The organism is Paenibacillus woosongensis, from assembly GCF_030122845.1.
Taxonomy (GTDB): Bacteria; Bacillota; Bacilli; order Paenibacillales; family Paenibacillaceae; genus Fontibacillus; species Fontibacillus woosongensis_A.
Genome location: NZ_CP126084.1, coordinates 3,080,474 through 3,106,403 on the forward strand (window position 1 = coordinate 3,080,474; position 25,930 = coordinate 3,106,403).

The 25,930-nt window shown below is 52.1% G+C and carries 18 protein-coding genes; 1 reads left to right on the forward strand and 17 read right to left on the reverse strand.

All coding sequences use genetic code 11. The features are described 5' to 3' along the window. Nucleotides 1–55: 55 nt before the first annotated feature. The 3 genes from QNH46_RS14080 to QNH46_RS14090 are packed head-to-tail and all read right to left on the reverse strand — an operon-like array spanning nt 56 to nt 4,586. The gene (locus QNH46_RS14080; protein ID WP_283924878.1) at nt 56–1,138 is read right to left on the reverse strand and encodes a substrate-binding domain-containing protein; all 1,083 of its coding nucleotides are present in this window, start codon (nt 1,136–1,138) and stop codon (nt 56–58) included. Next, a complete protein-coding gene (locus QNH46_RS14085) occupies nt 1,135–2,925 on the reverse strand; it encodes a cache domain-containing sensor histidine kinase (RefSeq protein ID WP_283924879.1) in 1,791 nt (596 codons plus the stop codon). The genes QNH46_RS14080 and QNH46_RS14085 overlap by 4 nt, the downstream gene beginning before the upstream one ends. Beyond that, the gene (locus QNH46_RS14090) at nt 2,922–4,586 is read right to left on the reverse strand and encodes a response regulator (RefSeq protein WP_283924880.1); all 1,665 of its coding nucleotides are present in this window, start codon (nt 4,584–4,586) and stop codon (nt 2,922–2,924) included. Before QNH46_RS14090 ends, QNH46_RS14085 begins: the two co-directional genes overlap by 4 nt. A 224-nt stretch (nt 4,587–4,810) precedes the next feature. On the opposite strand from QNH46_RS14090, the gene QNH46_RS14095 reads away from it, so the two are divergent. Next, entirely contained in the window at nt 4,811–5,401 is a 591-nt protein-coding gene (locus QNH46_RS14095) for a hypothetical protein (protein ID WP_283924881.1), read from the forward strand. A gap of 119 nt (nt 5,402–5,520) precedes the next feature. Here the strand turns inward: QNH46_RS14095 and QNH46_RS14100 are convergent, their stop codons facing one another. The 14 genes from QNH46_RS14100 to leuC form a co-directional block, all read right to left on the reverse strand. Further along, complete coding sequence (locus tag QNH46_RS14100; RefSeq protein WP_213591924.1) at nt 5,521–5,979, reverse strand: GNAT family N-acetyltransferase; 459 nt, start codon at nt 5,977–5,979, stop codon at nt 5,521–5,523. Continuing rightward, nucleotides 5,972–7,156: a formate-dependent phosphoribosylglycinamide formyltransferase gene (purT, locus tag QNH46_RS14105; protein ID WP_283924882.1), complete on the reverse strand. Its 1,185-nt coding sequence runs from the start codon at nt 7,154–7,156 to the stop codon at nt 5,972–5,974. The genes QNH46_RS14100 and purT overlap by 8 nt, the downstream gene beginning before the upstream one ends. A 113-nt stretch (nt 7,157–7,269) precedes the next feature. After that, nucleotides 7,270–9,063: an ABC transporter ATP-binding protein gene (locus QNH46_RS14110; protein WP_283928441.1), complete on the reverse strand. Its 1,794-nt coding sequence runs from the start codon at nt 9,061–9,063 to the stop codon at nt 7,270–7,272. 58 nt (nt 9,064–9,121) lie between these two features. Continuing rightward, nucleotides 9,122–10,891: an ABC transporter ATP-binding protein gene (locus tag QNH46_RS14115; RefSeq protein ID WP_283924883.1), complete on the reverse strand. Its 1,770-nt coding sequence runs from the start codon at nt 10,889–10,891 to the stop codon at nt 9,122–9,124. A 109-nt stretch (nt 10,892–11,000) separates the two neighbouring features. Beyond that, on the reverse strand, nt 11,001–14,693 hold the full coding sequence (locus tag QNH46_RS14120; RefSeq protein ID WP_283924884.1) for a dynamin family protein: 3,693 nt from the start codon (nt 14,691–14,693) through the stop codon (nt 11,001–11,003). A gap of 391 nt (nt 14,694–15,084) precedes the next feature. Continuing rightward, the gene (locus tag QNH46_RS14125) at nt 15,085–15,369 is read right to left on the reverse strand and encodes an NAD/NADP transhydrogenase alpha subunit (protein WP_213591916.1); all 285 of its coding nucleotides are present in this window, start codon (nt 15,367–15,369) and stop codon (nt 15,085–15,087) included. Between the two features lie 33 nt (nt 15,370–15,402). Further along, nucleotides 15,403–16,071, reverse strand: a complete 669-nt coding sequence (nth, locus tag QNH46_RS14130) for an endonuclease III (RefSeq protein WP_283928442.1) — start codon at nt 16,069–16,071, stop codon at nt 15,403–15,405. 94 nt (nt 16,072–16,165) lie between these two features. Further along, nucleotides 16,166–18,925 (reverse strand): S-layer homology domain-containing protein, encoded by a 2,760-nt coding sequence (locus tag QNH46_RS14135; RefSeq protein ID WP_283924885.1) that lies wholly within the window; start codon nt 18,923–18,925, stop codon nt 16,166–16,168. Between the two features lie 71 nt (nt 18,926–18,996). Beyond that, nucleotides 18,997–19,611 carry a GerMN domain-containing protein gene (locus tag QNH46_RS14140; protein ID WP_283924886.1) on the reverse strand — a complete coding sequence of 205 codons (615 nt, stop codon included), beginning with the start codon at nt 19,609–19,611 and terminating at the stop codon, nt 18,997–18,999. A 78-nt stretch (nt 19,612–19,689) separates the two neighbouring features. After that, nucleotides 19,690–21,126, reverse strand: coding sequence for an N-acetylmuramoyl-L-alanine amidase family protein (locus QNH46_RS14145; RefSeq protein WP_283924887.1), 1,437 nt, complete (start codon nt 21,124–21,126; stop codon nt 19,690–19,692). 222 nt (nt 21,127–21,348) lie between these two features. Then, complete coding sequence (locus tag QNH46_RS14150; protein ID WP_283924888.1) at nt 21,349–21,906, reverse strand: GerMN domain-containing protein; 558 nt, start codon at nt 21,904–21,906, stop codon at nt 21,349–21,351. Nucleotides 21,907–21,955: 49 nt separating this feature from the next. Continuing rightward, entirely contained in the window at nt 21,956–23,458 is a 1,503-nt protein-coding gene (locus QNH46_RS14155; RefSeq protein ID WP_283924889.1) for an N-acetylmuramoyl-L-alanine amidase family protein, read from the reverse strand. A 263-nt stretch (nt 23,459–23,721) separates the two neighbouring features. After that, nucleotides 23,722–24,324, reverse strand: coding sequence for a 3-isopropylmalate dehydratase small subunit (gene leuD / locus QNH46_RS14160; protein WP_283924890.1), 603 nt, complete (start codon nt 24,322–24,324; stop codon nt 23,722–23,724). 27 nt (nt 24,325–24,351) lie between these two features. Further along, on the reverse strand, nt 24,352–25,779 hold the full coding sequence (leuC, locus tag QNH46_RS14165; protein WP_283924891.1) for a 3-isopropylmalate dehydratase large subunit: 1,428 nt from the start codon (nt 25,777–25,779) through the stop codon (nt 24,352–24,354). Nucleotides 25,780–25,930: the final 151 nt, after the last annotated feature.

Sequence of the window (25,930 nt, forward strand, 5' to 3'; positions counted from 1 at the left end):
CCCCGTCCCCTAAAGCGGAAACGAAGCTATGGGCGAACGCGCTATATGCGGTTAATCACTGCACAAACGGGAACAGCAGCTTCTGATGCTCCGGCCAAAGCATATTGTCCAAATCGATCAGCTTCGTATCGGTCGGTATCCGATCCTCCAGCTTCTCGCCCCGGGCGGCTTGGACAGCGGCGGCCACGGCCAGGTAACCGTTGTTGAACGGGTTCTGGACGACCATCGCCTGCACCTTTTCCTCCTGCATCAGCTCCAGCATCTCCGGCGGATTGTCGAAGGTGATCATCTTGACGATTCCACCGTAGCCGAGGTCGCTGACCGCCCTTCCGGCCCCGATCGAAGATTCGGCGCTTAAGGAGACCAGCCCGTCTATCCCAGGGTATTTGGCCAGCATCTCCTTCGTCAGCCTGTACGCTAGCTCTTCATCAGAGCCGCAATATTGAATATCAACGACCTCAATCCCCGGAAAGCGAGCGACGTAATCCAGGAACCCTTCCTCCCGCTGGTCGGCGTTCCGCGCCCCTTTCACAAAATTTACAATGCCGACCTGGCTGTTCTTTCCGATCAGCTGCACCAGGCGCTCGGCGGCCTTCTGTCCCGCTTCGTAGTTATTGGTGCCTACATACGTTTTGACTTTCGTGGAAGCTACTTCCGAGTCCATAGAAATCACGGGAATATCATAATAGGAGGAACGGTCGGTCACTTGGCCGAGTGCTTCATAATCGCTGGCCGACAATATAATGGCGTCTGGACGGCGAGCGATAGATTTCTCCATCAGTGCGATTTGATCCCTGTAGTCGTTCTCGTTGCTAGGCGCCATATAGTTGAGCTGAACATTATACTCCTTCGCAGCCACCTCGGCTCCCATACGGATCGTTCGCCAATAATCTCCGCGATCCAGCTTGACAATCATGTCGATGACCAGCACGTTGCGTTCATGCTGCGGAGTTACGGAGGAAGTGCAGGATACCAGCAGAGCCATCGCAAACAGCAGCGGTACAGCCCGAAATGCCTGCCGCATGCGGCCGAGTTTGCTGGACGATATGCCTGAACGGCCTCGGTGAACGGCCTGATCCAAATCACGTCCCTTGCAGCCATCAACTCTGAACGCTTGTTGTGTCGGCATCCTTCTCATGCCCTCTCCCTCCTCTGTACGCTTTCCGCCTTGACGACGGGTATCGTAATTGTGACGGCCGTTCCTTCCTCCAGCTCGCTCTCGAAATGCAGCCCGTAAGCGGACCCATAATACAAGGCGATCCGCTCCTGCACATTCCGTACCCCTACGCCGGACCCGGAGCCGCTCTCGCTCCGCGCATCCCCTGCCCGTACTTTCGCTAGCCTCTCCGGACTCATTCCTACGCCGTTATCCTTGATTTGCAGCCGCAATTGCTCGTTCTCCAGAGTAACATAGATCCCGATGAAGCCTTCTTCTGCCAGCTGCTCGATACCGTGATGAATTGCGTTTTCCACAAGCGGCTGTAAGATCAGCTTCAGCGTCAGGCAATCGAGCGCCGCTTCCTCGCATTTGATTTCATACCGGAATTTATTCTTGAAGCGGATCGTCTGAATAATTAAATAATTCCGGACATGCTCCAGCTCTTCCTCAACGGAAATGATATGGCTCCCTTTGCTCAAGCTGATCCGGAAAAAGCGCGACAACGACGTTATTGTCGTCACAACCTCCTCGTTGCGTCCCATCTCGGCCAGACGGGTAACCGAGTTCAATGTGTTGTATAGAAAATGCGGATTAATCTGCGATTGCAATACGTCGAGCTCGCTTTTTCGCTTGGCTTCCTGCTCCTCAATGATTTGATCCATCAGTTCGCGAATACGCCGCAGCATCAAGTTGAACCGTTTAGACAACTGTTCCACCTCGTATACCCCGCCTACATGAACAGCCGTTCGGAAATTACCTTTCTCAACCTTTTTGACGGACCGCTCCAACCTGCGGATCGGCTGCGAAATTTTGGCGGAGACGTAAATCGATACGATCAGCACAATTACAATCACGCAGAGCAGGAACCATACGATAAAATCACGAAGCTCCTGCTTCGTAGTCAAAAACTCCTCCACATAAGCGACCCCGACGATTTTCCATCCGATCGGCTCTACCGTTTGAATCAGAATAATGCGTTGCTCCCCTTCCGAATCGTCCAGATAGCTTCCGAAGCTGTAACCTAGGACCGGCTCCAGATTCTCATATTTCAGCCCGGCGTAAATCAGCTGCTGCTGGGGATGATACACGATATTTCCCGCCGCATCGATAATGTAGACATAGCCCTGTTTGCCCAACATCACGCTTTTGCTGAGCTCGTCTATCGTTCGGAAATTAACATCGATCACAAGTACGCCTTCATGGAGCTGGTCCCCGTTGTAATACTGAATCACTTTGCTCATCGAAACGACCCACCGGTACTGCCACTTGAACAAATTTTGAATATGGGGCGGCGTAAACTGCAGTTTTCCTGGATTTTTTTTAGCCATCTCAAACCAGGGCTGCTCCGTCAGCTTCGTATTTTGCCGCATCGGAATGGCTGGCACATTGCGGACGAGCTCCCCTTCCGTCGAGAACAGCGCAATCGAGACGAGATCCTCGCGTGTGCCTAGAATCGTTCCCAGCTGCTCCTCCAGCTTTGCGTCACTCCATGTGCTGCCTTCGTTGATTTTCTCCTCCGCAACCTCAAATATATCCTCCATCCCGTTTACGTAGAGCTCCAAATTCGCATTGACCTGTTCGATAATTTGATTGAGGTTCAAATACGTGTTCTGTTCCGAAGCTTTGGAGAAGCGGTCAAACAGCATGTAACTGACCAGAATAACAACAAACACCGTAATCGAAATAGTAGATAAGGTGATAATCGTCTGGATTTTTCGCAGGTGGAACTGCTCAAGGAACGAGCTTGCATGCCTCAGCCAGTTCATGTCCGTCCCGTCCCGTTACGATATTCCTTCGGCGAAATCCCGAATTTCTTGCGGAAGCAGAAGCTGAAATAGTTCGGATCGGAGAAGCCTACCCGCTCGGCGATTTCAAACGCTTTCAATTCCGTGCTTCGCAGTAAATATTGCGCAGCCTCCATTCGGACGCCCAGCAAATAATTTACGAAGGTCATTTTCATTTCCCGTTTAAAAATATTGCTGAAATAACCTGTGCTGATATGCAAATGACGGCACACTTTGTTAATAGACATATCGCTATCATGGAAATTGCCCTCTATGTATGCCTTCGCCTCGGCCACCAGCTGACTGTAGCTGGACTGCCGATCCGAAGCGATCGAGCTCCTCAGTTTGGCGCAAATGCCGTTAAACCATGTCTTCGCTTCGCTCGCATGGTTGATTTTCGCGAAATGCCCCAGCAATGCCCCTTCATTTCCGAACAGCTGATCCAAATTGATCCCGGACTCTTTAGCGACCCGAATGACCGTCGTCAGCATTTCCAGCAGATGAACCTGAAAATCCTCATAGGACACCTTGCTGTCCACCATGACCGAAAACAGCTCATCCAGCAAATCCTGCAATTCCAAATCGCTTCCGACCTTCAGGCAGCGGATCAGCTCCTTCTCGCGGGTATCGTCGTATATGAACGGAATGCTCTGGCGCGACTCGACGTCATGAATCCAGATCACCTTGTTATGCCCGAGAATAAGGCGGTAATCCAGCGCCTGCTGGGCATCCTCGTAGGATATCGTCAGATCACTCAAGTTCCGTACAACAGAGCCGCCCCCCGCCGTGACGCTCAGCTTAAGATAGCGTTCGACGCTGAAGCGGATTTCTTCGAGTATTTCAAGCGTGCGTGCGGAAATATGTTCCTTATCGTTATCCGGACATATAGTTAACAGTACAACGACATCATGATGAATGAAGGCCCGCCCGTATCGTTCCCGCTCCATGATTTCATCGGCGATATTCAGCACAGCGAACAACTGCAGCTGATTGTCCTTCATGTCCCGCAAGGAAGGGGGCCTAGCGGCCGATGAACCTCCGCTGCCTCCTTCCTCTTCCTCCGGCAATACGAGTGAATCGACGCTGATCACCGAAACCATATAGCCGTCCCCGTCCAGATCCAGCTCGTAATTGCGGCTCTTCTCCCGAATTTCCACATCCGGCAGGCGGCGGGATACAAGCGAGGAGAGAAATAAACTTTGCAAAATCGGCAAGCTTTGGCGGTAATGCGCCGTCAAGGATTGGACGTTCTCCCGTTCCGCCAGCTCCTCATCGATGTTGCGCTTTACTTTTCGCAGCACCTCGGCCAATTCTCCGGAGGAAAACGGCTTTAGGAGGTATTCGTCGATTTGCAGGCGGATCGCCTGCTGAGCATACTCAAACTCCTCAAAACCGGTCAGGATGATGATTTTAGTCGAAGGATAGTGGGTTCTGATCCAGTCGGACAACTGCAAGCCGCTCATGAACGGCATTTGAATGTCGGTGACGACGACATCAGGGATGTGTTTCTCGATGAGCTCAGCCGCTTCCTTCCCGTTCTCCGCCGTATCCATGACCATGAAGCCCAGGCCTGCCCAATCGATCTGTTCGGCCAGCCCTTCCCTCACATCCGCTTCATCATCCGCCAATATTAACTTATACATGGAAATCACCCTTCTATTTGGAACAATATAAAACGATGTATGTATTCCTAGATTTCCACCCGATTTTATAATATCGCCCACCAAATGTAAACATAGAGCCACGACCATAGTCTAGTATTATTTGCGGCTTTAGACGGTTTTGCTATTCCCCCAATTGGCATACCATGGTAATATCAATTATTGGTAGTACATAACCTATAAATTTTAATGGCGGTTGAAAAAATATGAACAATGATACACAAATTTATATTCTGCTGAGCAATCCGCGGACCATCGTCACGAAATTAATCGGTTTGTACACTAGAGCGAAATACAACCATGCTTCGATTGCGTTTGATTCCGAACTTCGCGAAGTGTACAGCTTCGGCCGCAAGCATCCGCTTATTCCCGTTTTCGGCGGATTCGTTAAGGAGAACATTCACTCCGGCGTTTTCGAGAAAGCGACATGCGCCGTCTACAGCTGCCGCGTTAATAAAACTACATACGAAAGAATGCGCAGCTACGTCCGGCAATTCGAAGAGAACGACGAGCTTTACAGTTATAATTTCCTCGGCATCCTCGGCATTATTCTCAATATGGAGCTCGGTGGAGAGAACTCCTATTTTTGCTCCCAATTCGTCAGCACCGTCTTTCAGCAAGGCGGTGTACATCTCGTAAATAAGTCAGCTGCTCTCACAACTCCCGCTGATTTGGAATCCTGCTCGCATCTCGAGCTCATATTCCGCGGGAGATTGGATACGTACCGTCAGCTTTGCCGCTATCGTCGAAGCAGTAATGTCCAGCAGCAGCAGCAGCAGCCATCCTTCGTCATGTAGCAGCTCCGCGCATCGCTTCGCCCCAGGATTTGAATGAAACAGCAAAGAACCTCGCCTAAGGCGAGGTTCTTTGCTGTTTCTGCTATATTCTTAAGTTCGATATCTAGCGCCTCTATCGCTTAGGTATCTAAAGATTTGCTTAGACGGTAGCCTCGGCAAATAAAGCCCACATGCTCATAAAAGGTCTTCGCCAGCATATGGCGCTCCCCGCCCGCAGACAATACCAGCTGCAGGCTTCCCTGCTCCTTAGCCCAAGCTTCAGCCGCTTCCACGAGCTGACGGCCGATTCCGGTGCCCCGGTGCTGCTCATCCACGACCATTGCCGTAATCTGCGTTACTGGATTGCTCATGTCATGCGTCTGATGCTGTTTCAAAAAGGTTGTACCCACAAGCTTGCCATCCAACTCGGCGACGAAACTGCATAAGAGCGGATGCTCCTCCAGCATGCTAAGGCGCTCCTTAAGCACGCTTGGCGTTGTCGGGTATTTCAGCTGGCGCATTAAGGGCAGCATCTGATCCACGTCCCCGGAACAACTTCTGCGAATGACTAAAGCCGGTGCCAACACCATACTACTCATTGACCTTTACCACCTTTAATGAGCTAGCCGCTTGTTTAGCGCGGCTGCGAGCTGTTTCAACATTTTCTGCTCCACTGAGAGCAACGGCCATCCGTCTTCCCTGCTTGCTAAGCGGCTTGCCAAATACGCGGACTTGCGTTCTTGGCACGCTCAGCGCCTCCTCCATGCCTGTGATCGCGAAGGCTTCTCCTTCCAGATCGCTCTTGAGCGTTGCGGAAGCTCCGGGCGTCAGCAATTCGACGGAAGGAATCGGAAAGCCCAGAATGGCCCGCACATGCAGGGCAAACTCTGATAAATCCTGGGTAACCATCGTCACCATCCCGGTATCATGCGGCCTCGGGGATACTTCGCTAAATATCGCCCGGTCGTCCGTCAGGAACAATTCGACGCCGAACACGCCATAGCCGCCCAAAGCATCCGTAACTTTACGGGCGATCTCCTGCGCTTCGGCCAGCAGCGCTGCGCTCATAGCATGAGGCTGCCACGATTCGACGTAATCCCCATCCTGCTGAACGTGCCCGATTGGAGGGCAGAACACCGTTCCGGAGGAAGTCCGAACCGTCAACAACGTAATCTCGCTAGTAAAAGGGATAAAAGCTTCAACAATAACCCGCGTTTGCTTCGCGCGGGCGCCATCCAGCGCAGTCTGCCAGCAATGCGGCACGTCGCCAGGCTCCCGGCATACGCTCTGGCCTTTGCCGGATGAGCTCATTAGCGGCTTAACAACACATGGATAGCCAACCTCGGCAGCGGCCGCTTCCAGTTCCTCCAGGCTGCTGGCGAACCGGTAATCCGCCGTCGGCAGGCCCAGCTCTTCCGCAGCAAGCCGCCGAATGCCTTCCCGGTCCATCGTCAGCCTTGCCGCTGCAGCGGTCGGAATGACCTTATAGCCTTCGCGCTCCAGCTCGACAAGAACATCCGTCGCAATGGCTTCGATTTCTGGAACAATAAGATCCGGCGAGACGCTGGTGATCAAAGATCGCAGCGCCGCGCCGTCCAGCATATCCATGACATGGGACTCATGTGCGACTCCCATTGCGGGCGCGTGCTCGTAACGGTCGACAGCGATGCATCTGACGCCGAGCCGCTGAGCTTCGATGACTACTTCTTTACCCAATTCCCCACTGCCAAGCAGCATAATGCTCTTGGCATGTTCTGATTGAGGAGCACCCCACATGACTACAGATATCCCCCTTGAATGATGAGTTAATTCGTCTTCATCTATTTTCGGGTTTTATGAGAAATAAAGCAATAGTTCGACATTAAAATGTGATTAAAATCTTCAGAAAACTACAAAAAACGAAACTGGGCTTCGACAAGTCCGCTGTAAATTCCCTTTTGTTCCATTAATTGCTGATGAGAGCCCTGCTCCTTGATCTCCCCGTGATCCAAGACAACGATATTATCGGCATTGCGGATCGTCGACAACCGGTGAGCAACGATAAAGGAGGTTCTCCCTTTCAGCAGCACCTTTAGCGCATCCTGGATTTTCAACTCAGTCTCCGTATCGATGCTTGCCGTCGCTTCATCGAGAATCAGAATACGGGGGTTGGCCAACAGCGCCCGTGCGAACGACAGCAGCTGACGCTGCCCCATCGACAAGGCATTTCCGCGTTCCTCCACCTCGGTATCATAGCCTCCCGGAAGCTTCATGATGAAATCATGCGCATCCACCGCTTTTGCCGCCGCTTCGACTTCTTCATCGGTCGCATCGAGGCGTCCAAAGCGAATATTATCGCGAATGCTGCCGGAGAAGATAAACGTATCCTGAAGCACGATCCCAATTTGGCTCCTGAGGCTTTGAACAGTAACGTCCCTAATATCGTGGCCGTCGATGCACACCGCACCTTCTGTCGTATCGTAGAACCGGCTGAGCAGGTTGATAATCGTGCTTTTTCCTGAGCCAGTATGTCCGACAAGAGCTATCGATTGGCCCGAACGCACATTTAAGGAAATTCCCTTTAGTGCTTGACGGCCCTTCTCATATTCAAATATGACGTTCTTGAACTCAATATTCCCTTCGATCGGCGGAAGCGGCTTCGCTCCCGGCTTATCCGCAATACTCGGCTCCTCGTCGATAAATTCGAAGATGCGTTCGGAGGATGCCATGGCGACGAGCAGCTGATTATACATCATGCCAAGCCGGTTGATTGGATCCCAGAAGTTCCCTACATAGTTGCTAAACGCCACCAGCAGCCCGATGGTCAGCTGTCCTGTCTGGATCATGTACGCTCCGAGCATAAACAAAATGAAAGTTCCCAGTCCGCCGGTGATTTCAATTATAGGACCGAACATCTGGTTCATTGCCGACGCCTTATCCCACGACTTCTTGCTGTCCATATTCATCATATCGAAGTAGCGCATGTTCTCTTGCTCCTGCGTATACGCCTGAGTAACACGAATACCCTGAATCGATTCGTTCAGATGGGAATTGATCCGGGAATTTCGCATCCGCACCTCCTGCCAGGCAATCCGGATTTTCTGCCTTAGCTTCGTCGATACGAAGAACATGATCGGTACGGTGATCATGACCGCCAGCCCGAGCTGCCAGTTGATCAGCAGCAGAATGACGACGATCCCCGCCAGCTGCACGCAGTCAATCATCAGGTTGACCACGCCGTTCGTAAACAGATCCTGCAGCGAGTTCACATCGTTCGTAACCCGAACGAGTACGGAGCCCGCCGGCCGCTTGTCAAAGAAATTAAACGATAGCTTCTGAATATGCTTGAACAAATCCGAGCGCAAATCATAAATGACTCTCTGCCCGATGATATTCGTATATTTAATGCGCAGCTTGCTGGATACCCACTGCACGATGTATAACGCAACGATGATTCCGGTCAGAATATAGAGCAGTTTTAGACTCGGGCTCCCGGCTTCCGGGGCGATCGCTTTATCGATCGCAATACTCGTCAAATACGGTACGGTCAGCTTGGTGATCGTTCCCAGCACCGTCATCAGCAGCACGAGCGGCAGCATCTGCCTCGCATAAGGTTTCATGTAAGCGAACAAGCGCCTGAACTGCTTCCAGTCAAATGCCTTGTCGATCAGTTCGTCGTCCTGATAGACGAAGCGGTCCTCGATCCGCGTCTTCTGTTTCTTTCCTTTGAACGCCTGATTGCTGCGGGTTTCCGTATGCACGCTACATCACCTTCCCTTCATGGCCCTGGTTAGCTCTGGACAAGTGGTCCGCATATTGGATATGGTACACGTCCTGATACGGCCCAGGAATTGCGATTAGCTCCTCATGGCTGCCGCGCTGAACGATCCGCCCTTCATCGAGAACGAGGATTTCATCCGCATGGCGAAGCGACGAAATACGGTGGGCGATAATGAAGGTAGTCCGGCCCTGCATCACTTCCTGGAAGCCTGATTGGATTTCATGCTCGGTCTCCATATCCACGGCGCTCGTCGCGTCGTCGAGAATCAGAATGCGCGGATTTTTGAGCAGTGCCCGCGCGATGGCAATCCGCTGCTTCTGTCCGCCGGACAGTCCCATGCCCCGCTCGCCGACTACAGTATCATAGCCATCCGGCAGCTCCATGATGAAATCATGGGCTTTGGCCAGCTTGGCGGCATGAATGATCTCCTCCATCGAAACCTGCGTCATGCCGTAAGCGATATTGTTGCGAATCGTGGAAGAGAACAGGAACGTCTCCTGAAAGACGGTTGCGATCCCGCTCCGCAGGCTCTTAATGCGTATGTCCCTGATGTCTCTTCCGTCCAGGCGGATGCTTCCCTCGTTCACATTGTAGGCGCGCATCAGCAGCTGAATGATCGTCGATTTCCCAGAGCCGGTTCCGCCGAGGAACCCGATGACCGAGCCCGGCTCAGCCGTAAAATGGATATCCGTAACCGCAGGCATCTTGTTGCCGTAAGCAAATGTAACGTGGTCGAATTCCACTTTGCCCTTCACGTTCTCCAGATCCAAGTCTACTGCGCCAGCTTCATCCTTCACATCTACGTTCTGGTTCAATATTTCCAGCACCCGCTCTCCTGAAGCCTTGGACTGGGTATAGTTGTTAATATGGAAGCCAAGCCCCCACATCGGTCCAATGATGAACCAGATCAAGCTGAAGAAGGCAACCAAGTCTCCGAGCGTCAGCTGCTCCTTAATGACTAGCGTTCCCCCTACGGCCAGCAGGACAGCTACGCTGATCGAGGCTAACAGCTCCATGACAGGGAAAAATCTGCTCCACAGCATCGAGGCAAAAATCTGATTATCCTTGTAACGCTCATTCCGGTGCGAGAATTTCTCCATCTCGTAAGGTTCGCGCGCAAAGGACTTAACCGTCCGCACCCCGGTTACGTTCTCCTGAACCGCCGTCGTCAGCGAGCTCAGGGCGAGGCGCATTTCCTGGAAGGCAGGGTGGATTTTCGATTCGAATTTTAGAGCCACCGCAGCCAGAAAAGGAATGGTTATCATCGTGATCAGCGTCAGCTGCCAATGAATCGACATCATCATGGCCGCACCGAAAATGACCATGAGCACCAGATTGAGCAGCTGTGCAAACCCAAAGCCGACGAAGTTTCGAATGGCCTCCAAATCCCCCGTCAGCCGGGACATCAGGTCACCGGTTTTTGCTCTATCATAATAGCGGAACGACAGGAATTGCAGCTTCTCGTAACAGGCATTCCGCAGCCGGTAAGCGAGATAGTTGCCGAGTCTTCCACCGAAAAATCCATGTAAAAACTGCAAAGAGGCTTTGATGACCACGACGCCGAGCGCTGTCAGGGCAATCCACAGCACCCCGTCATATTGTGCTGGACGAATTACGTCGTCAATCAGCTTTCTGAGCAGCATAGGATATATGAGCCCAAAGCCCGTTGCTGCCGCCAGGCATAGAATCGACATTATCAAATAGGTGCGTCGTTCCCGGTAATACCCTCTTAATTGCCTTAGTACTTCCATGTCGTTCCCTCCCAGTAACGCATGTCATCGATGGCTTGCAACATCTGAAATTTGCCCCTCTTCGCGACTGCCGCGTTACTTTTCAGTTATGTTGTTTTTGGAATTTAGATCAAAGCAATGCCTGATGAAGTGCATGAAGACGCTGCGGTACGGCCTTCCACGATTCATCTGAATCCGTGGCTGAAGGCATGCCGGAAACGCTGCTCTCCCATTCTTCCCACTGCGCTTCGAGCGACGCTGCGATCGCCGCAAATCTCGCCGAAGTCTCCTGCGCGTAAAATTCGATCAGATCGCGGCCAAAGCGCTGCACCGCCTCTTTGATGCTATCGCTGAGCGGCTCCTCCAGAGCCTCGCGCAATCTTTGCTTACCCCCTCCTTCAAAGAAAGTCTTTGGATTTTTGAAATAACTCCAATATGAAACTGCCTTAATGCCTTGCTCCAGACTTCCCTCGGAAACGCTTGGAGTCAGCCAGGCAGAGGTTGCATAAATCGACAGCGCCGGCAGCGCCGGAATTTCGTGCTGCAGCCTTACGAGCCAAGCCTCGGCTTCTTTCGCCAGCAGCGACTCGCATTTCTTCTCCAGCCGCAGGGAGGTTGCCTGAACTTCGCGTTCAAGCTCTATGCTTAGCTGAGCCAGCCAGCCCTTGACTGAAGCCGCGAATTTCCGCTTCATATCCCCTCCGTCATCCTGGAGAAGCGAAGGGTGGAAATATTCATGGAATAAATCACCGGCAAGAAACTGCAGCCTTCTGCGCACATGGAACAACAGTTCTCCGGTTTCCTGCGCGATTTCGGCCTCTTTATCGCTGTTTGCCAGCAATTGAAGCTCTTCTAAGAAACGCTTGCGGTCCAGCGATAACTGAACCTTAAGCTGCTCGCGTTCCTCTTCGCTTTTGGCCAGCGTCTCGCTCCACTGCTCCGCCCGCGAGATGAACTGCTGCAGCTCATGGCGGGCCGCACCTACGGCGAGACCCGCCAAGTCCTCGCTAATAAAGCGAAGGAACGGGGCCTCGAACCGGGCGAAGCCCGAACTTTCGAGCTGCGCCGCATCCGCGCTGCGCTTCGCATCCAGCGCAGCGATGCTGGACACGGGATAAATTTGCGGAGCCTCGATGCCTGCGGCCCGCAGTCCTCCCTCTACGTGTTCGACTACGCTTGCGAGCTCTCCCGGCGTTGACGCCAAATCCGCCGCGTTAACGATGAAGAACATTTTATCGAGCGCAAAGCTGCCCTTCACCCGGCCCAGGTGGCCCAAAAACTGGCGGTCCGCACGGGAAAAGGCATGGTTGTAGTAGGTAACGTACAGCAATGCATCGCTATTTTTCATATATTCAAAGGTGACTCCGGTGTGCCGGGCATGAATGGAATCCGCCCCTGGAGTATCCACGATCACAATCCCCTGCTCGGTGAGCGGACAGGAGTAATACAGGTCAATGCCCGCTACGAAGCAGGCGCGGCTCTCTTCCGCCACATACTCGGCGAATTGTTCCAGTCCCGTGACCTCACGGCTGCCAAGTCTTGCAGCGTTGTGCTCCCAGCCGATTGCCGCCGCTTTCAGGAAGCTGAAATGAGCCCTCCCGGAAGGCGGCACGTCCGGTGCCTTCAGTTTATTCACTTCGGCTCTCCAGCTTCCTTCTTTCCACGCTCCGAGCTGCAGCGCCTCGAAGGAGTATGCCAGATCCTCGCGCATCGCTTCCAGAGACTTGAAGGTGATGGCCGCCTGGCCATGCTTCATGTCCCCTTCGGGCGCGAGGATGCGGTTAATCGCCGCGGTCGTCGGATGCGGCGATACCGGCAGCACCTGAGCGCCGAGCAGCGCGTTCGCGAAGGAGGATTTGCCCGCGCTGAACGCCCCGAACAGCGCGACCGTAAAGCGGCCGCCGCGAAGACCGTCCGCGCGGGCGCGCAGCTCCCTTACCCCCGACCCGAAGGCGGGGTAAGGGGCCAGCGCCTCGGCGGCGGCGCTCAGCACCGCGGCCGCTTCGCCCAGCCGCTGCCGCCCGCTTATCGCGGCAGCGGCTGCGCCAGCGCTGTCGCTGGCGCTCGCGGGCACCGCGGCCGCCGGCGGCGCCGTGGCCGCCGCCGCGGGCGCCTGTGGGCGCTGCGGCGCAGCCGGCGCCCCTGGCGCGGCGTCCCTCACCTCCGGCAGAATGCCGGGAGGGAGGGACGGGCGCTCGCCGAGCAGCGCGTGGATGCGCGCAGCTCGCTCCTTGGCGGCAGCGCGCAGCGCCTGCAGCCGCCCGGCGGCGCCGGAGCGCGCCAGCAGCGCCTCGCGCTGCGCGGCCAGGCTGTGCTGCGCCTTGCTCAGGCGCGGCGCCAGCTCCGCGAGCAGCCCGTCCGCGATCGCGAGGGCTGCGCGGCGGTAGCGGCCGGCAATTCCGGCCGCTACGTCGGCGGCGTAGCGAAGCGTATACTCGCCGGAGAGCAGCGCGCCTTCGCGTGCAGGACCGGCGATCCACTCTTCCTCTGCCTGCGGAAGCTCCGCTTCCAGCCTGCTCTCCCACTCCGCGCTCCACAGCCCGTGATTCTGCCCGAGACGGCGCAGCAAATCGCGCACATGCCAATCTACCTGCGCTTGCACCTGCTCCCGCAGCTTGCCTAGAAAGAGGTCCCTCCTCCGTTCCTTCTCGCGCTCCGTCTTGCCGGCATGGAACAAAAGACCCATCTTAAAGCCGGACTTGCGGCTTTCCAAATACAGTGCGGCAGCTTCCCGAAGATCAGGCGTCATCAAATGCGCATTGGCCAGCAGACCGTCCAATTCCTTGGTCAAATCATGGCGCACCCGATCGATGAGGCCATCCTGCTCGGTAAGCTCCCGCTCCAGCGCCGACAATTCCTCCTGTAGGCTTAACAGGGCTTCCTCGCCGCCTACTTCCTCAAGCAGCCGCTCCTGTTCTTCCTCGTCTGCATCCTTCAGCCGCTTCAAATACTGTTCCGCTCCATGGAAAAGCGAGCAGCCGATGCTGAACTCGAGCAGACTCTCCCGAATCTCAAACAGGGAGGCAATCGTCTTCTCCAGCTCGCTCAGCATATTTAACGGATGGGACAGCTCCTTCAGGGATATATAGAACACCCCTGCCGGTACGATTCCCCATAACTCGAAGGCGTCCTCCACAGAGCTGCGGTATTTTCCGAACGACAATTCAGTTTCCCGGTGCTTGTCGATCTGATTTACGACGAGATAGAGAGGTTTCCCCCAATCAGCCAGCCGTTTGGCAAACGACAGATTGCTTTCCGACAGAACATGGTTGTAGTCCATGACGTAGAACACGACATCAGCTAGATGCAGCGCCGAATTGGTAGCCATCGCGTGTCCAGCGTCATTGGAATCGACACCAGGCGTATCCAGCAGCACGCCATGCCGCCCCAATATAGGAACATCATCCCATAGGGAGATCATCGAATATGTATTTCCGTCCCGGCAATAGTCATCCAGCTGATCAAGATGAAGCTCAATCTGCTCCGAACGTGCTTCCTCCGTTTCGCTTATATCTCCGTTTTCCGCCTCCGCCCGCGTAAGGACGGCCCGAGGCTCTCCATTGCGAATGGCGGCCACATTGGCGGTTGTCGGTATCGGCCCCGACGGCAGCACCTGCTTGCCGCACAGCCTGTTAATCAGACTGGACTTGCCTGCGGAGAAGTGTCCGCAGAACGATAACGTTAATTCATCAGCTTCCAGCTTCCTTGTTAAATCTTGAATTTCCCGGCAAGCTCTTAGGTCTTTACCTGACTCATATAACTTCAAGAACTGGTCAAGTCGGTCATGAAGCCGCTGATCCCGACCAATTGTCAACGTTTCCATGAATATGTACTCTCCTTATTTATGTTTGCCTAACGCCTCACGAAGCAAGAAGCGGTATTCATTTTTAGTATTCACCTCGACATATTCCATGTCTTAGGAAATACATTCATTTTACATGAGTGGCATCCGTCAGGGAAGTCTCATAATTAGTGATTTTCCAGTAAAAAGTATAGAACTTCCAGCTTATATATAGAAAAACGCCGCTCAGGGTACATTCTTCGTTGCCAAATGGCCGATATCTTCGTTTTTGATTAAAAATGAAGCATTTCATCCTCTAAAATAAACATTATTTTAGATTCGCCTGTCTTAACCCGTAATATTCCAGATGCCTAACACAAAAAACCGCCTCACGGATATGTCCGCAAGACGGTATTCTGATTAGCCAAACCGTTTACACCGAAGGCGCTTCGAGCGAATCGGCCTCGGATGGAATTAGAATTTCAAACACTTTGCCATGCTGTAATATGGTGATTCCTTTCTCCTTATCCTTCATTACGACCACTTCAGGTTTGGCCGCCATGCGCTCCAAGTAATGGCTCGGCACTTCGCCGGAGTCGCTGACAGTCACGCCTTCAACCTCGCGCTCGTCATTCTCCTGCAAGTCGATTTCGATGACCTGCTCGAACATATCGGAGAATTGTTCAAAACTATCGGTGTACACAGAAATACATTTCATGGAGTCTCATCCTCTTCTACCTAGGTTTGAAAGTCACTTCTCTCTATCTTTTCTGACCGGTGACTTTTTCATACGTTTTTTGCCTTCCCGGCAAACATCCAGCAGCGGACAAATCTCGCACTGCGGATTCTGGGCCTTGCAATGATATCTTCCGAAAAAGATCAGCCGATGATGGGTAATCGTCCATTCTTCCTTGGGCACTCGCTTCATCAGCTTCTTCTCGACTTCAAGCACGGAATCGTTCCAGCCTGCCAGTCCCAGCCGCTTGCTGACCCGTTCCACATGCGTATCGACGGCGATCGCCGGGACGCCGAAGGCGTTCGAAACAACCACATTGGCCGTCTTGCGGCCCACGCCCGGAAGCTTCACCAGCTCGGCATGCTCGCGAGGAACCTCCCCGTCGTACTGTTCAATGAGAATCCGGCATAAATTCTGAATATGCTTGGCTTTACTCCGAAATAGTCCGATGCGCCGGATATCCTGCTCCAGCTCTTCGAGCGGAACGGCAAGATAATCTCCCGGCGTCTTGTATTTCTGAAATAAATCTTCCGTCACCTTGTTTACGGTTGCGTCGGTACACTGTGCCGACAGCAGCACGGCAATCGTCAATTCAAACGCATTGCTGTGGCGGAGCTCACAGTGCGCATCCGGAAACATAGCGCCGATGCAGTCCAGAATATGACGGACACCCGCGGCATTCATGTCTCCACCTAACCTTTCTTCATGAATCTTCACGACGAAAACCGTCTTGCCCGGGAATGATCCCGCAACAAGACGGTTATTCTCACGAAAATGATTATTGTTTTTCGATTTCAACGAGTCTGTCACCATTGAAATACAAAACAATTTTATCATCATCTTTCAGAGATTGCACGGAAATCGTCGTATCACCTTGGTGAACATACGTATCCGCGTTTACAAAAAAGCGATATTTGTCATCCGCGATGGTCGCTCTTTTAACAACAAGCTCTCTAGCACTTGCATCATAGCGGGAGAATTTCCGCTCTAGCGAAGTCAGAACCTTGACGATAAGGGTACCGTCACTGTCTTTGCGTACCTCCACACGATCCGCTGATGCTAGTCCGCCTGTCCCCGTAGTTACGGACGTTCCACGAACAACTTTGACACTGCCCGATAGCGGGAACGATTCGGTTCCGCCGGTAAAGGTTTTGACCGTTAAGGTAGAGGCGTCGATATTTTGCACGCTGCCCAGCGTCAATTTGACAACCTGCAGCGAAACCGCCTTATGCCCATGAAATGCCACGTTGATCGTTTGGCCGCTTTGAATATTGTTCACCCTGATCGGATTGCCGTTCTCATCCGTCAGAATCGCCTGATCGACGTAGAAGCTTTCCGTAAGCCCGTTATTGCTGTTTACCGCTCTGATGCGGCTATAGGACGTATCTACCGAGCTGACCACGAATTGAGCGGAAGACTTTACAGCCAGCGTCTGAACCGCATCCTGGTTCGTACTTAGCATAGCAACTACAGGATCGCCGACTTTTACATCGCTCAGTGTTGCGCTTTTGCCGTACAATTCAATCGTAGGAGCGGTTCCCTGGTAAGGCAGTGCAATTGTTTTGTTGTCGGATGTCAGCAGGGTAATCTTCTTCTCCGCCGTATTTACAGACACGAAGGTGCCTTCATATTTATAAATCATTTGCACGCTTAGCGCCCGGCTGCCGATATAAGTCACATTAATTTTCCGGTCTTTGTTCAGGACAGATTCCATACCCGCAAGGGTCGGCTGGTTGGAGTTGTATTCCACCTTCGTCTTCTCATCCAAAACAAATACGTGCGGCTTCGCATTCGCATCCAGCACCGTCAGCGTCTTCGACTTGCTATCGTAGTTCACGACCGTAGCGGCCGGCATTTGCTCGGACTGGCGGCCTTGCACCACGATCTTCGTCACCCGCTCCTCAGCATCCAGTGTCAGCTCGACCTTATCGCCGCCGTTCAAATCAGCAATCAGATCGTCAAATGTAGCGTCTTTAATGCCGCCGACGATAATTTCCGGTTTCTCCGCTAACAGCTTCACTTCAGGATATCCGCTGGCATTGCTGTAGGTCAACAAGCGTCCGTTCTGATCCAATCCAAGCAGCGTCCCTTTGACCGTTCGCTCGATGCTTTGCGTCACCTCAAGGGAATCCAGCACACTGTTCTTCACCGAATATTTAATGGCCGAATTGGCTTGCAATTCGCTGAGGCTGTTCAGCTTCTGGCTTTGGTACAGCAGAATCGTCGTCTCGTCCACTGCATAGGTCTCGACCGTGCCTGAGGTATCGCGAATCGTTATTTTCTTGCCGGTCACATCGACAGATTCAATTGTGCCAGTACCCGATTTGCTGACCAGGGCCGATTTCACTTGAACAAGCACCGGCTTTCTCGCCGCAGTATAAGTCTCCCGCTGTACGATGATCGTGCTCTCTGGAGTCAAGCTGCTGGCTGCCACTTTATTGCCGTTCTGATCCAGGAACGCAGTTGTATCGTCAAATGTATATTCCACGGAATCGTTATTTACGAGCATCAATATCCGATTGCCGTTCAGAATCCGAAGCAGGGTGCCCTCCGTACTCTCCAGCTGCTGATTCCCGTCAATGATTTCGACGTACGCCGCCGAACCAATTTTATCGATCGCCAGCACCTTCGTGTAAGGCTTTAAATCTTGCTTCGAAATCTTTAATTGCGAATCCTTGGTGAAGTATACGCTGCGGTTATCGAGAACGAAGCTCTTCAGCTGATTATCCACGTACAAGGTCAGCTTGCTGTCGGTCAGTTCGGTCACGATCCCCTCGTAAACGTTCGAATAATTGGCGTCTAAATGCTCCGCGCCTTTACCGAAGAAGGTCGCGATTTGTGCCCGTGTCACATTGCCCTGCGGATCGAATTTATTGCCTTCAATCCCTTTCGTAATATCCAATTTGGCGGCCAGATTCACATAACCTCTAACCGAAGAGGTAATTTTGTCGTGGTCCGCAAAGCCAGTTGCCGCTGTACCCAGTGCTTTGGCCTCCTCGTCTTTGCCTAGGGCGCGGATAAGAACTTTAGCTACCCATTCGCGGGACGCTTTTTTCTGTCCCCAGGACTCCTTCTCCTTTAAAATAGCCAGCTCTTCATCTTTATCGATCAGATTCTTCTTCAAAGCCAGCTCGACATAAGGTTTCGCGTAACCGCTGATTTGCAGCTCGGCAGGAACCGTATCTCCGCTGCCGACTTCAGCGCTTAAATTCATAAAGCGAATCGCCATCGTAATGGCTTCCTGCTGCGTAACGCTATCGCTCGGACGGAACTTGCCGGCATCCCCAACAATGATGCCCTCCGCAGCTAGCTTGTAAATATATTTCTCGGCCCAAAAGCCATTCTGTACGTCGCTAAACAAGGAAAATGCCGTATTTGACGTGTTCGTAATATTTGTTCCCGTTCCCAAATTGGCAGAAGACTCTGCCGGCTCGTCCGCAAAAACGGCTGCGCTGCCGCTCAGGCAGATTGCGGCAGCCAGCATGGCCGATACCGCCTTTTTGGAATTACGTCTATAAGTGCGTTTAAATGATGACATCAAATTCTCTCCTTCAACATTGATCTCTTAACCAAGTTCGACGGCGAGCTGCTATTTCCTCCAAAAAGTTGCTATTTTCTTAGAATAGGATGCTCTAATTCGACATGGCCCATCAATGTGTCTGCCTGCTGGCCATCCACCAGAATTTCTATGGATTGCACTTCTTCGAACTGGAATAACGCCTTCGTCAGCGACTCCACGGCGAGAGCTTCGCCGCCAGCTCCAAGCCGGGCCTCGTCTGGCAGAGTTAAATCGACAGTCAGCTTCCCGCCTTCAAATACAGCCTGCTTGAAATTCACCTTTTCCCAAAGCGGCAGCAGACCAGGAGTCTCGCTTTGCTGCAGCGCCTTTAAAGTCTGCATATATTTCTCGGCATCGGCACTATACGTAATTTCCTTGCTCTCTGGAAACAGTTCGTTCAGCTGATCATCCGTGAAATATGCCTGAATAACCATCGTGTTGGCTTGCTCCTCCGGGGAGCTATGGTGTGAATCGCCTGCGCCATGAGCAACGGGATTGCTCGGCGGTTCTTGAATCGCCGTTCCGTCTACACTATTGCCGGCATTTCCTTGATTTTCTTGGTTTACTTGCTCACCTTCTACGAGCGCATTTGGCTTTTGGCCGCATCCCGCGGTTACGGCAAGCAGAAGCACCAAAACGCCGATGATCCATAGTTTTCTGTTCATGGTCACTTCCTCCTCCTCTAAAGGTGTTCAGGAAGCCGGCAAGCCGGCTTCCTGAATGCACATTTTATGAGCCGCTGGCTATTTTAAACCCAAATACTCTTTGATTCCGTCGACAACGCCCTGGGCTACGCTGTTCTGGAATTTCTCCGTATACAGCAGGGCCTCATCGCTCTTATTGCTTAAATAACCAACTTCCAGCAGCACCGCTGGCATTGTTGTTTCTCGGGTAACGTGCAGACTCTTTGCCCGTACTTTCCGATCGGACAGACCGGAGGACTTGACCAGATATTTATGCATGACATTTGCAAATGGCACGCTTTCTTGCCGCGTATAATATGTTTCTACGCCGCTGGCCGTCGCCGATCCGCTATTGGCATGAATGGATACGAATACGTCGGCATTCAGATTGTTAGCCAGTTTGGCCCGGTCTTGCAGCGTCACGTACACATCTGTACTGCGCGTAAGCACATAGTCCAGCTGCGTTTCTTTCTTCAATAACGCTTCGACTTTCTTGACGATAGAGAGGTTAAGATCCTTCTCTTTCTTCTTCGTTACGCTGATGGCGCCCGGATCTGTACCTCCATGCCCCGCATCGATGACGACCAGCGGTTTGCCGCTGCCTTTCGATGGATAGCTCTGATCCACATTCAAATCAATGATGACATAACCGTCGTTTGCATTCAGCAAAGAATAGTTCCTTGCACCTGACAAATCCATGACAATCCTTATCGTTGAAGGATTATCGCTGAACTGCGAGTAGCGGATTTTGGTTACATCCGGATAATCGTTAATGTCCATGAATCCGGTCTGGAATGCATCCAGTGAATGATTGCTTGAAAATGATTCATCAAAGCGGGCATTTGGTATATCGATGACGATCCGGTCTGGTCCCGTCAAGCGAAATACATCGGGGGTTACGTTTTTGTCTACCGCAATAATCAGGCGATTGGCATCAAAACCGATGCCTTTTACACCCGCCAAATTTTGTTGTTCCGGCACAGGAATGCCGGAACCGTTCCCTGGACTTCCGCTGTCTGAACCGGTGTTGCCAGTGTTTCCTTCTATTCCGTTTCCGCTTCCATGATCCGGGGTAATTAAATATACCGTCTTCGTAGCGTTGTCCCAGCCTACAGTAAGACCCATTTGTTCACTAACAAAACGAAGCGGCACTAGCGTCGTATCCTCTTTCAGTATCGGAGCAATGCCAAGGGCCAGCTTCTTGCCATTCACCGTAGCACTTGCCTGATTCAAAACCAGCTTAATCGTTGTATCGCTTTGCTTTATAGTTACCGTGCGCGTCCCTTTTTCCCAATCGACGTCAAAACCCAGCTCCTCCATGACGACACGAATCGGAATCATCACATTGCCTTTCACATTCTGAACCTGGCCGTTCTTCGGCAAGTTCAGCGCTTCTCCGTTCAAATAGATGCTAGTGCCTCCTCCGGCAGCTTGTCCTATTGTGGGAAAAGCGAAAATACATACGAGTATGAATACCAAAAAACCAATTCTTCTCATCCGTCACCCCTACCATCTTAAAATTTTGCCTCGTGATGACCGATGACTTAAGCCCTGTTCATCGGCATCACCAGACGACATATTAGACGTCCAGAATAACTAAAAGTTGCGTAATCTTTCCTGTTTTCCGACAATAGTCCCTACGTCGGCCGGAACAAAAAAAGACTATTTTCAAGCCCGAAAGCTTGGAAATAGTCTTTTTCACTTGAGCAATCCCTGTATTTAACGAGTCATCGGATGGTCGAGTTCCACATGCCCCATGAGACTTTCTACCTGTTCTCCACCGACCGTAAGCTCCAGGCTCCGAACCTCATCGAATTGGAACATCGTCGCTTTCAGTGAATCGATAGCCAGTACTTCGCCGCCCGAGCCAAGACGGGCCTCGTCAGGCAGCCCGATATCAATATGGAGCTCCCCGTCCGTAAAGGTAACTTTGTTTAAAATGGCCTTCTCCCATAGTGAGAACAAGCCGTTTTCAGAAACCTGAAGCTGCTTAAAAGCTTCGGCATACTTGTCCTCATTTTGCTCGAATCGGATCTCGCGCTGCACCTTCGTCAGCTCCATGAGATCATCATCCGTAAAATACAATTCTACTTGCAAGGTTTGCAGATTCGGCTCCTCAACCTGTGTATTATTCTGTCCTGACCCTTGGGAAACATTAGGTTCGGTTACTTGAGCCGGCTGCTGCTCTCCTTCCGGAGCAGCTTGGGGCTTCTGCCCGCATCCGGCAAGCGCGGCCGCAAGCACAAGCACAGTTCCAGCCATAACAAGCTTTTTCAAAACGATTCCCCCTCTCTATTACAATCTATACCCGCTTCGTTAGTTTCTGTCACAAGCCTAAATACTCTTTAATCCCGGCCATAATGCCTGCTGCAATTCTATCCTGTACGGCTGGATCTTTCAACACCGCGTCATCCTGGGGGTTGCTGAGGAAGCCTGCCTCCAGCAGTATCGCCGGCATCGTCGTCTCGCGCGTCACTTTCAAATTCTGGTGCTTCACCTTGCGGTCGTTCAACCCGGTTGCTTCGATCATGTATTTATGTACCGTATCCGCAAGAGGAATGCTGACGTCCCGGGTATACAGCGTCTCGGTTCCAGTGGCTGTTGCAGAACCGCTATTGGCATGAATCGAAATAAAAATGTCAGCTTGCAAATCGTTTGCAATTTGTACCCTTTCGTCCAGCGTCGGATATGTATCGTCGCTTCGCGTCAGCACCGTAATAATCTGCGTCTCCTGCTGAAGCAGCTCATTCACTCGTAGTGCAATCGCCAGATTGAAATCCTTCTCCCGTCCCCCCGTTACGCTCGGGGCTCCCGGATCCTTCCCGCCATGTCCAGCATCAATGACAACAAGTCTTTTGCCGTCCGGCCTTGCCGGAATTACAGGTATCACAGGAGGAGTCGCGGCCTCCAAGGTCAGATCGACAAAGAGTGATCCGTTCTCGTTTGTAACTGCGAATTCCCTGCTCTCGTTCAAGTCGATAACGATTCTAATCGTAGATGGATCATTGCTGAATAAGGCATAGCGTATTTTCGCCACTTCCGGGTAACCCTCAACCGCCAATTGTCCCTGGCTTGTCGCGTCCAGTGGCAGCGCATCCATGAATCCGGCGGCAAATTTAGCGTTCGGGATGTCAATCACAATCCGTTCCGGATCTGTCATCTTGAATACGTTTGGCGCTACCGGACGATCGGCTGAAATCATTAGGCGATTCTCGGTGAAGCTTAAGCTGCTGATCGCCGCGAGATCTCCTTGACTATGATCATGGTCCGCCTGTGAACCGGCATTGCTTCCTCCCGTATTATCCGGCTGCTTTACTGGCTGCTGTGGAACAGCTTCCCCTTCGCCGGCTGGAGGCGTACTGACCCCTCCATTGACAACGCCACCGCCAGAACCGCCGCTTTCACTGTACAGGTGCGCTGATTTTGTTTCGTTATCCCAGCTGACCTTCAGGCCCATCTGTTCACCGACAAAACGCAGCGGAACAAGCGTCGTGTTATCCTGCAGCAGCGGCGGAGCGGACAAGCCAACCTCGCTGCCGTCCACAACAGCCTTAGGGTTGTCTATAAAAAGCTGCAGCAGCCGTTCGCCCTGCTTAATCGTAACCGTCTCCGTCTGCTTCTCCCATCCAACCTCATAACCAAGCCCTTCCGAAATGATACGAATGGGAACCATAACGCTGCCATTAACCAGACCTGCTTGTGCAGCGCCTGGCTGCTCCAGCTCCTGGCCGTCCAAATAAATTGCATGACCGGCGGCAGATGCCTCCCCAATGCCCGGCAAAGCCCACAGCATTACAACCAGCATCAACAGAAAACCTAACTTCTTCATCGTATCCCCTACCAATCCCTTTTCCGCCCACCGGCTGTAATATTATACCAGGTTCAAACGACACCAAAATATGACATGCTCGTACACGATCCCATGTCACCTTCTAATTAATCCCATACTATCAGAAAATTCGTCCAGATCATAGACTTTAATGCAAGATTCGCGAAAGAGATTCATATATTTGTAGTATGTTTATAGACAAAAATAGACAGTCCCCGAACTACGCATGTAGGCCGGGGACTGTCTTTTATGCTGTGTTGGTACTATGCCATCGAGTTGCTTGCTCTCTTCGCTTCATAAGCTGAGATGAGATCCTCATGCTGCAGCGTAAGTCCGATATCGTCCAGACCTTGCAGCAGGAACTGGCGGCGGTGCTCATCCAGATCAAACGAAATATGCAAGCCGTATTGATCTGTAATCGTTTTGTTCTCCAAGTCAACCGTCAGTTGATAACCCTCATGCGCAGCAGTGCGCTGGAACAGATCTTCAACCTGTTCTTCGGAGAGCTTGATCGGCAGAATGCCGTTTTTGAAACAGTTGTTATAGAAAATATCCGCAAAGGACGGAGCGATGACACAACGGAAGCCGTAATCCAGAATCGCCCATGGCGCGTGCTCACGGGAGGATCCACAGCCGAAATTGACTCGCGAGATCAGAATTGATGCTCCTTCATAGCGAGGCTTATTCAGCTCAAACTCCGGATTTATATTACCTTCCGTGTCAAAACGCCATTCATAGAACAAAAATTGTCCAAATCCAGTACGCTCAATCCGTTTCAAAAATTGTTTAGGAATAATCGCGTCCGTATCTACGTTTACGCGGTCCACGGGACCGACGATGCCTGTAAGTTTGTTAAAAGCTTCCATGATTAGTTCTCCCCTCTTTCGCCTTCGTTAGCTAACGACTTCGCTTTTCACATTCCATTCGCGGACATCCACGAAGCGGCCTTTAATCGCTGCCGCCGCCGCCATTGCCGGAGAAACGAGATGCGTTCTTCCGCCGCGGCCTTGACGTCCTTCGAAGTTCCGGTTGGAGGTGGAAGCACAGCGTTGGCCCGGATCCAAAACGTCGGGATTCATGGCAAGACACATACTGCAGCCCGCATCGCGCCATTCAAAGCCAGCCTCAATAAATACTTTGTCCAGGCCTTCCTTCTCTGCCTGCAGCTTCACGCGGCCTGAACCAGGAACAACGATTGCCGTTACTTTGTCAGATACTTTGTAGCCTCGTGCGATTTGTGCTGCGGCGCGGAGATCCTCAATACGCCCATTCGTACATGAGCCGATAAATACATAGTCGATTTCGATGTCAGTCATCGGCGTGCCCGGAGTAAGCCCCATATATTCAAGTGCTTTCTCGGCAGCCTTGCGTTCGTTTTCCGATGCAAAGTCATTCGGGTTCGGTACGGTTGCGTTGATATTCGTTCCCATACCCGGGCTCGTGCCCCATGTCACTTGCGGAATCAATGCATCAACGTCAAATTCCACGACACGGTCATACTCGGCGCCCTCATCTGTAGTAAGCTTCTTCCACTCCGCTACAGCGCGATCAAAGGCTTCACCTTGCGGAACATGCTCGCGGCCGCGCAGATATTCGAAAGTCGTCTCGTCTGGAGCAATCAATCCTGCTCTGGCTCCAGCTTCAATGGACATATTACATACGGTCATTCTTTCTTCCATCGTTAGCTCGCGGATTGCCTCACCGGTATATTCGATAACGTAACCTGTTGCAAAATCCGTTCCATATTGGGCAATAACGCCCAGAATCATATCCTTAGCAGTAACGCCAGGTTTGCGTTTTCCGACAAAACGTACCTCCAGCGTCTTCGCCTTGGCCTGCTGCAAGCACTGCGTAGCCAAAACGTGCTCTACTTCACTCGTACCGATACCGAATGCCAGCGCGCCGAATGCTCCGTGCGTAGAAGTATGGCTGTCGCCGCAGACGATCGTTTTACCTGGATGAGTCAAACCCAGCTCTGGCCCCATAACGTGTACGACGCCCTGATCGATCGTATCCAAATCGTAAAGCGTTACGCCGAAATCGCGGCAGTTCTTCGTAAGCGTATCGATCTGCTGCTTGGAAATCGGGTCTTTAATGTTGAAACGGTCTTTCGTCGGAACGTTGTGGTCCATCGTCGCAAAAGTCAGCTCCGGACGACGTACCTTGCGCCCGCTGAGGCGCAGTCCCTCAAATGCCTGCGGAGAGGTTACCTCATGCACCAAATGCAAATCGATATAAATGATGCTTGGTTTTCCTTCTTCCGCATAAATCACGTGATTGTCCCAAATTTTCTCATACATTGTCTTTTTAGCATTACTCATCGTATTCACCCCACTGAAGGATTCGAACATGTAACGAAGCAATAGAGAGAACATAAACTTGCTTTTATCCACGCTTCGTATGTTGTCATTAATATATCATCTCTCTATTGATTGTTCCAAGATATAATTTCTATAATAGTTATAGGATTTA

What these genes read in the sequence shown, in the direction of transcription:
- QNH46_RS14090 (WP_283924880.1), bottom strand. Translation starts at nt 4,586, where the DNA reads ATGTATAAGTTAATATTGGCGGATGATGAAGCGGATGTGAGGGAAGGG.
- purT (WP_283924882.1), bottom strand. Translation starts at nt 7,156, where the DNA reads ATGTGGGGTGCTCCTCAATCAGAACATGCCAAGAGCATTATGCTGCTT.
- QNH46_RS14100 (WP_213591924.1), bottom strand. Translation starts at nt 5,979, where the DNA reads ATGAGTAGTATGGTGTTGGCACCGGCTTTAGTCATTCGCAGAAGTTGT.
- QNH46_RS14120 (WP_283924884.1), bottom strand. Translation starts at nt 14,693, where the DNA reads ATGGAAACGTTGACAATTGGTCGGGATCAGCGGCTTCATGACCGACTT.
- QNH46_RS14125 (WP_213591916.1), bottom strand. Translation starts at nt 15,369, where the DNA reads ATGAAATGTATTTCTGTGTACACCGATAGTTTTGAACAATTCTCCGAT.
- QNH46_RS14085 (WP_283924879.1), bottom strand. Translation starts at nt 2,925, where the DNA reads ATGAACTGGCTGAGGCATGCAAGCTCGTTCCTTGAGCAGTTCCACCTG.
- QNH46_RS14080 (WP_283924878.1), bottom strand. Translation starts at nt 1,138, where the DNA reads ATGAGAAGGATGCCGACACAACAAGCGTTCAGAGTTGATGGCTGCAAG.
- QNH46_RS14115 (WP_283924883.1), bottom strand. Translation starts at nt 10,891, where the DNA reads ATGGAAGTACTAAGGCAATTAAGAGGGTATTACCGGGAACGACGCACC.
- QNH46_RS14095 (WP_283924881.1), top strand. Translation starts at nt 4,811, where the DNA reads ATGAACAATGATACACAAATTTATATTCTGCTGAGCAATCCGCGGACC.
- leuD (WP_283924890.1), bottom strand. Translation starts at nt 24,324, where the DNA reads ATGGAAGCTTTTAACAAACTTACAGGCATCGTCGGTCCCGTGGACCGC.
- QNH46_RS14135 (WP_283924885.1), bottom strand. Translation starts at nt 18,925, where the DNA reads ATGTCATCATTTAAACGCACTTATAGACGTAATTCCAAAAAGGCGGTA.
- QNH46_RS14145 (WP_283924887.1), bottom strand. Translation starts at nt 21,126, where the DNA reads ATGAGAAGAATTGGTTTTTTGGTATTCATACTCGTATGTATTTTCGCT.
- nth (WP_283928442.1), bottom strand. Translation starts at nt 16,071, where the DNA reads ATGAATGCCGCGGGTGTCCGTCATATTCTGGACTGCATCGGCGCTATG.
- QNH46_RS14155 (WP_283924889.1), bottom strand. Translation starts at nt 23,458, where the DNA reads ATGAAGAAGTTAGGTTTTCTGTTGATGCTGGTTGTAATGCTGTGGGCT.
- QNH46_RS14140 (WP_283924886.1), bottom strand. Translation starts at nt 19,611, where the DNA reads ATGAACAGAAAACTATGGATCATCGGCGTTTTGGTGCTTCTGCTTGCC.
- leuC (WP_283924891.1), bottom strand. Translation starts at nt 25,779, where the DNA reads ATGAGTAATGCTAAAAAGACAATGTATGAGAAAATTTGGGACAATCAC.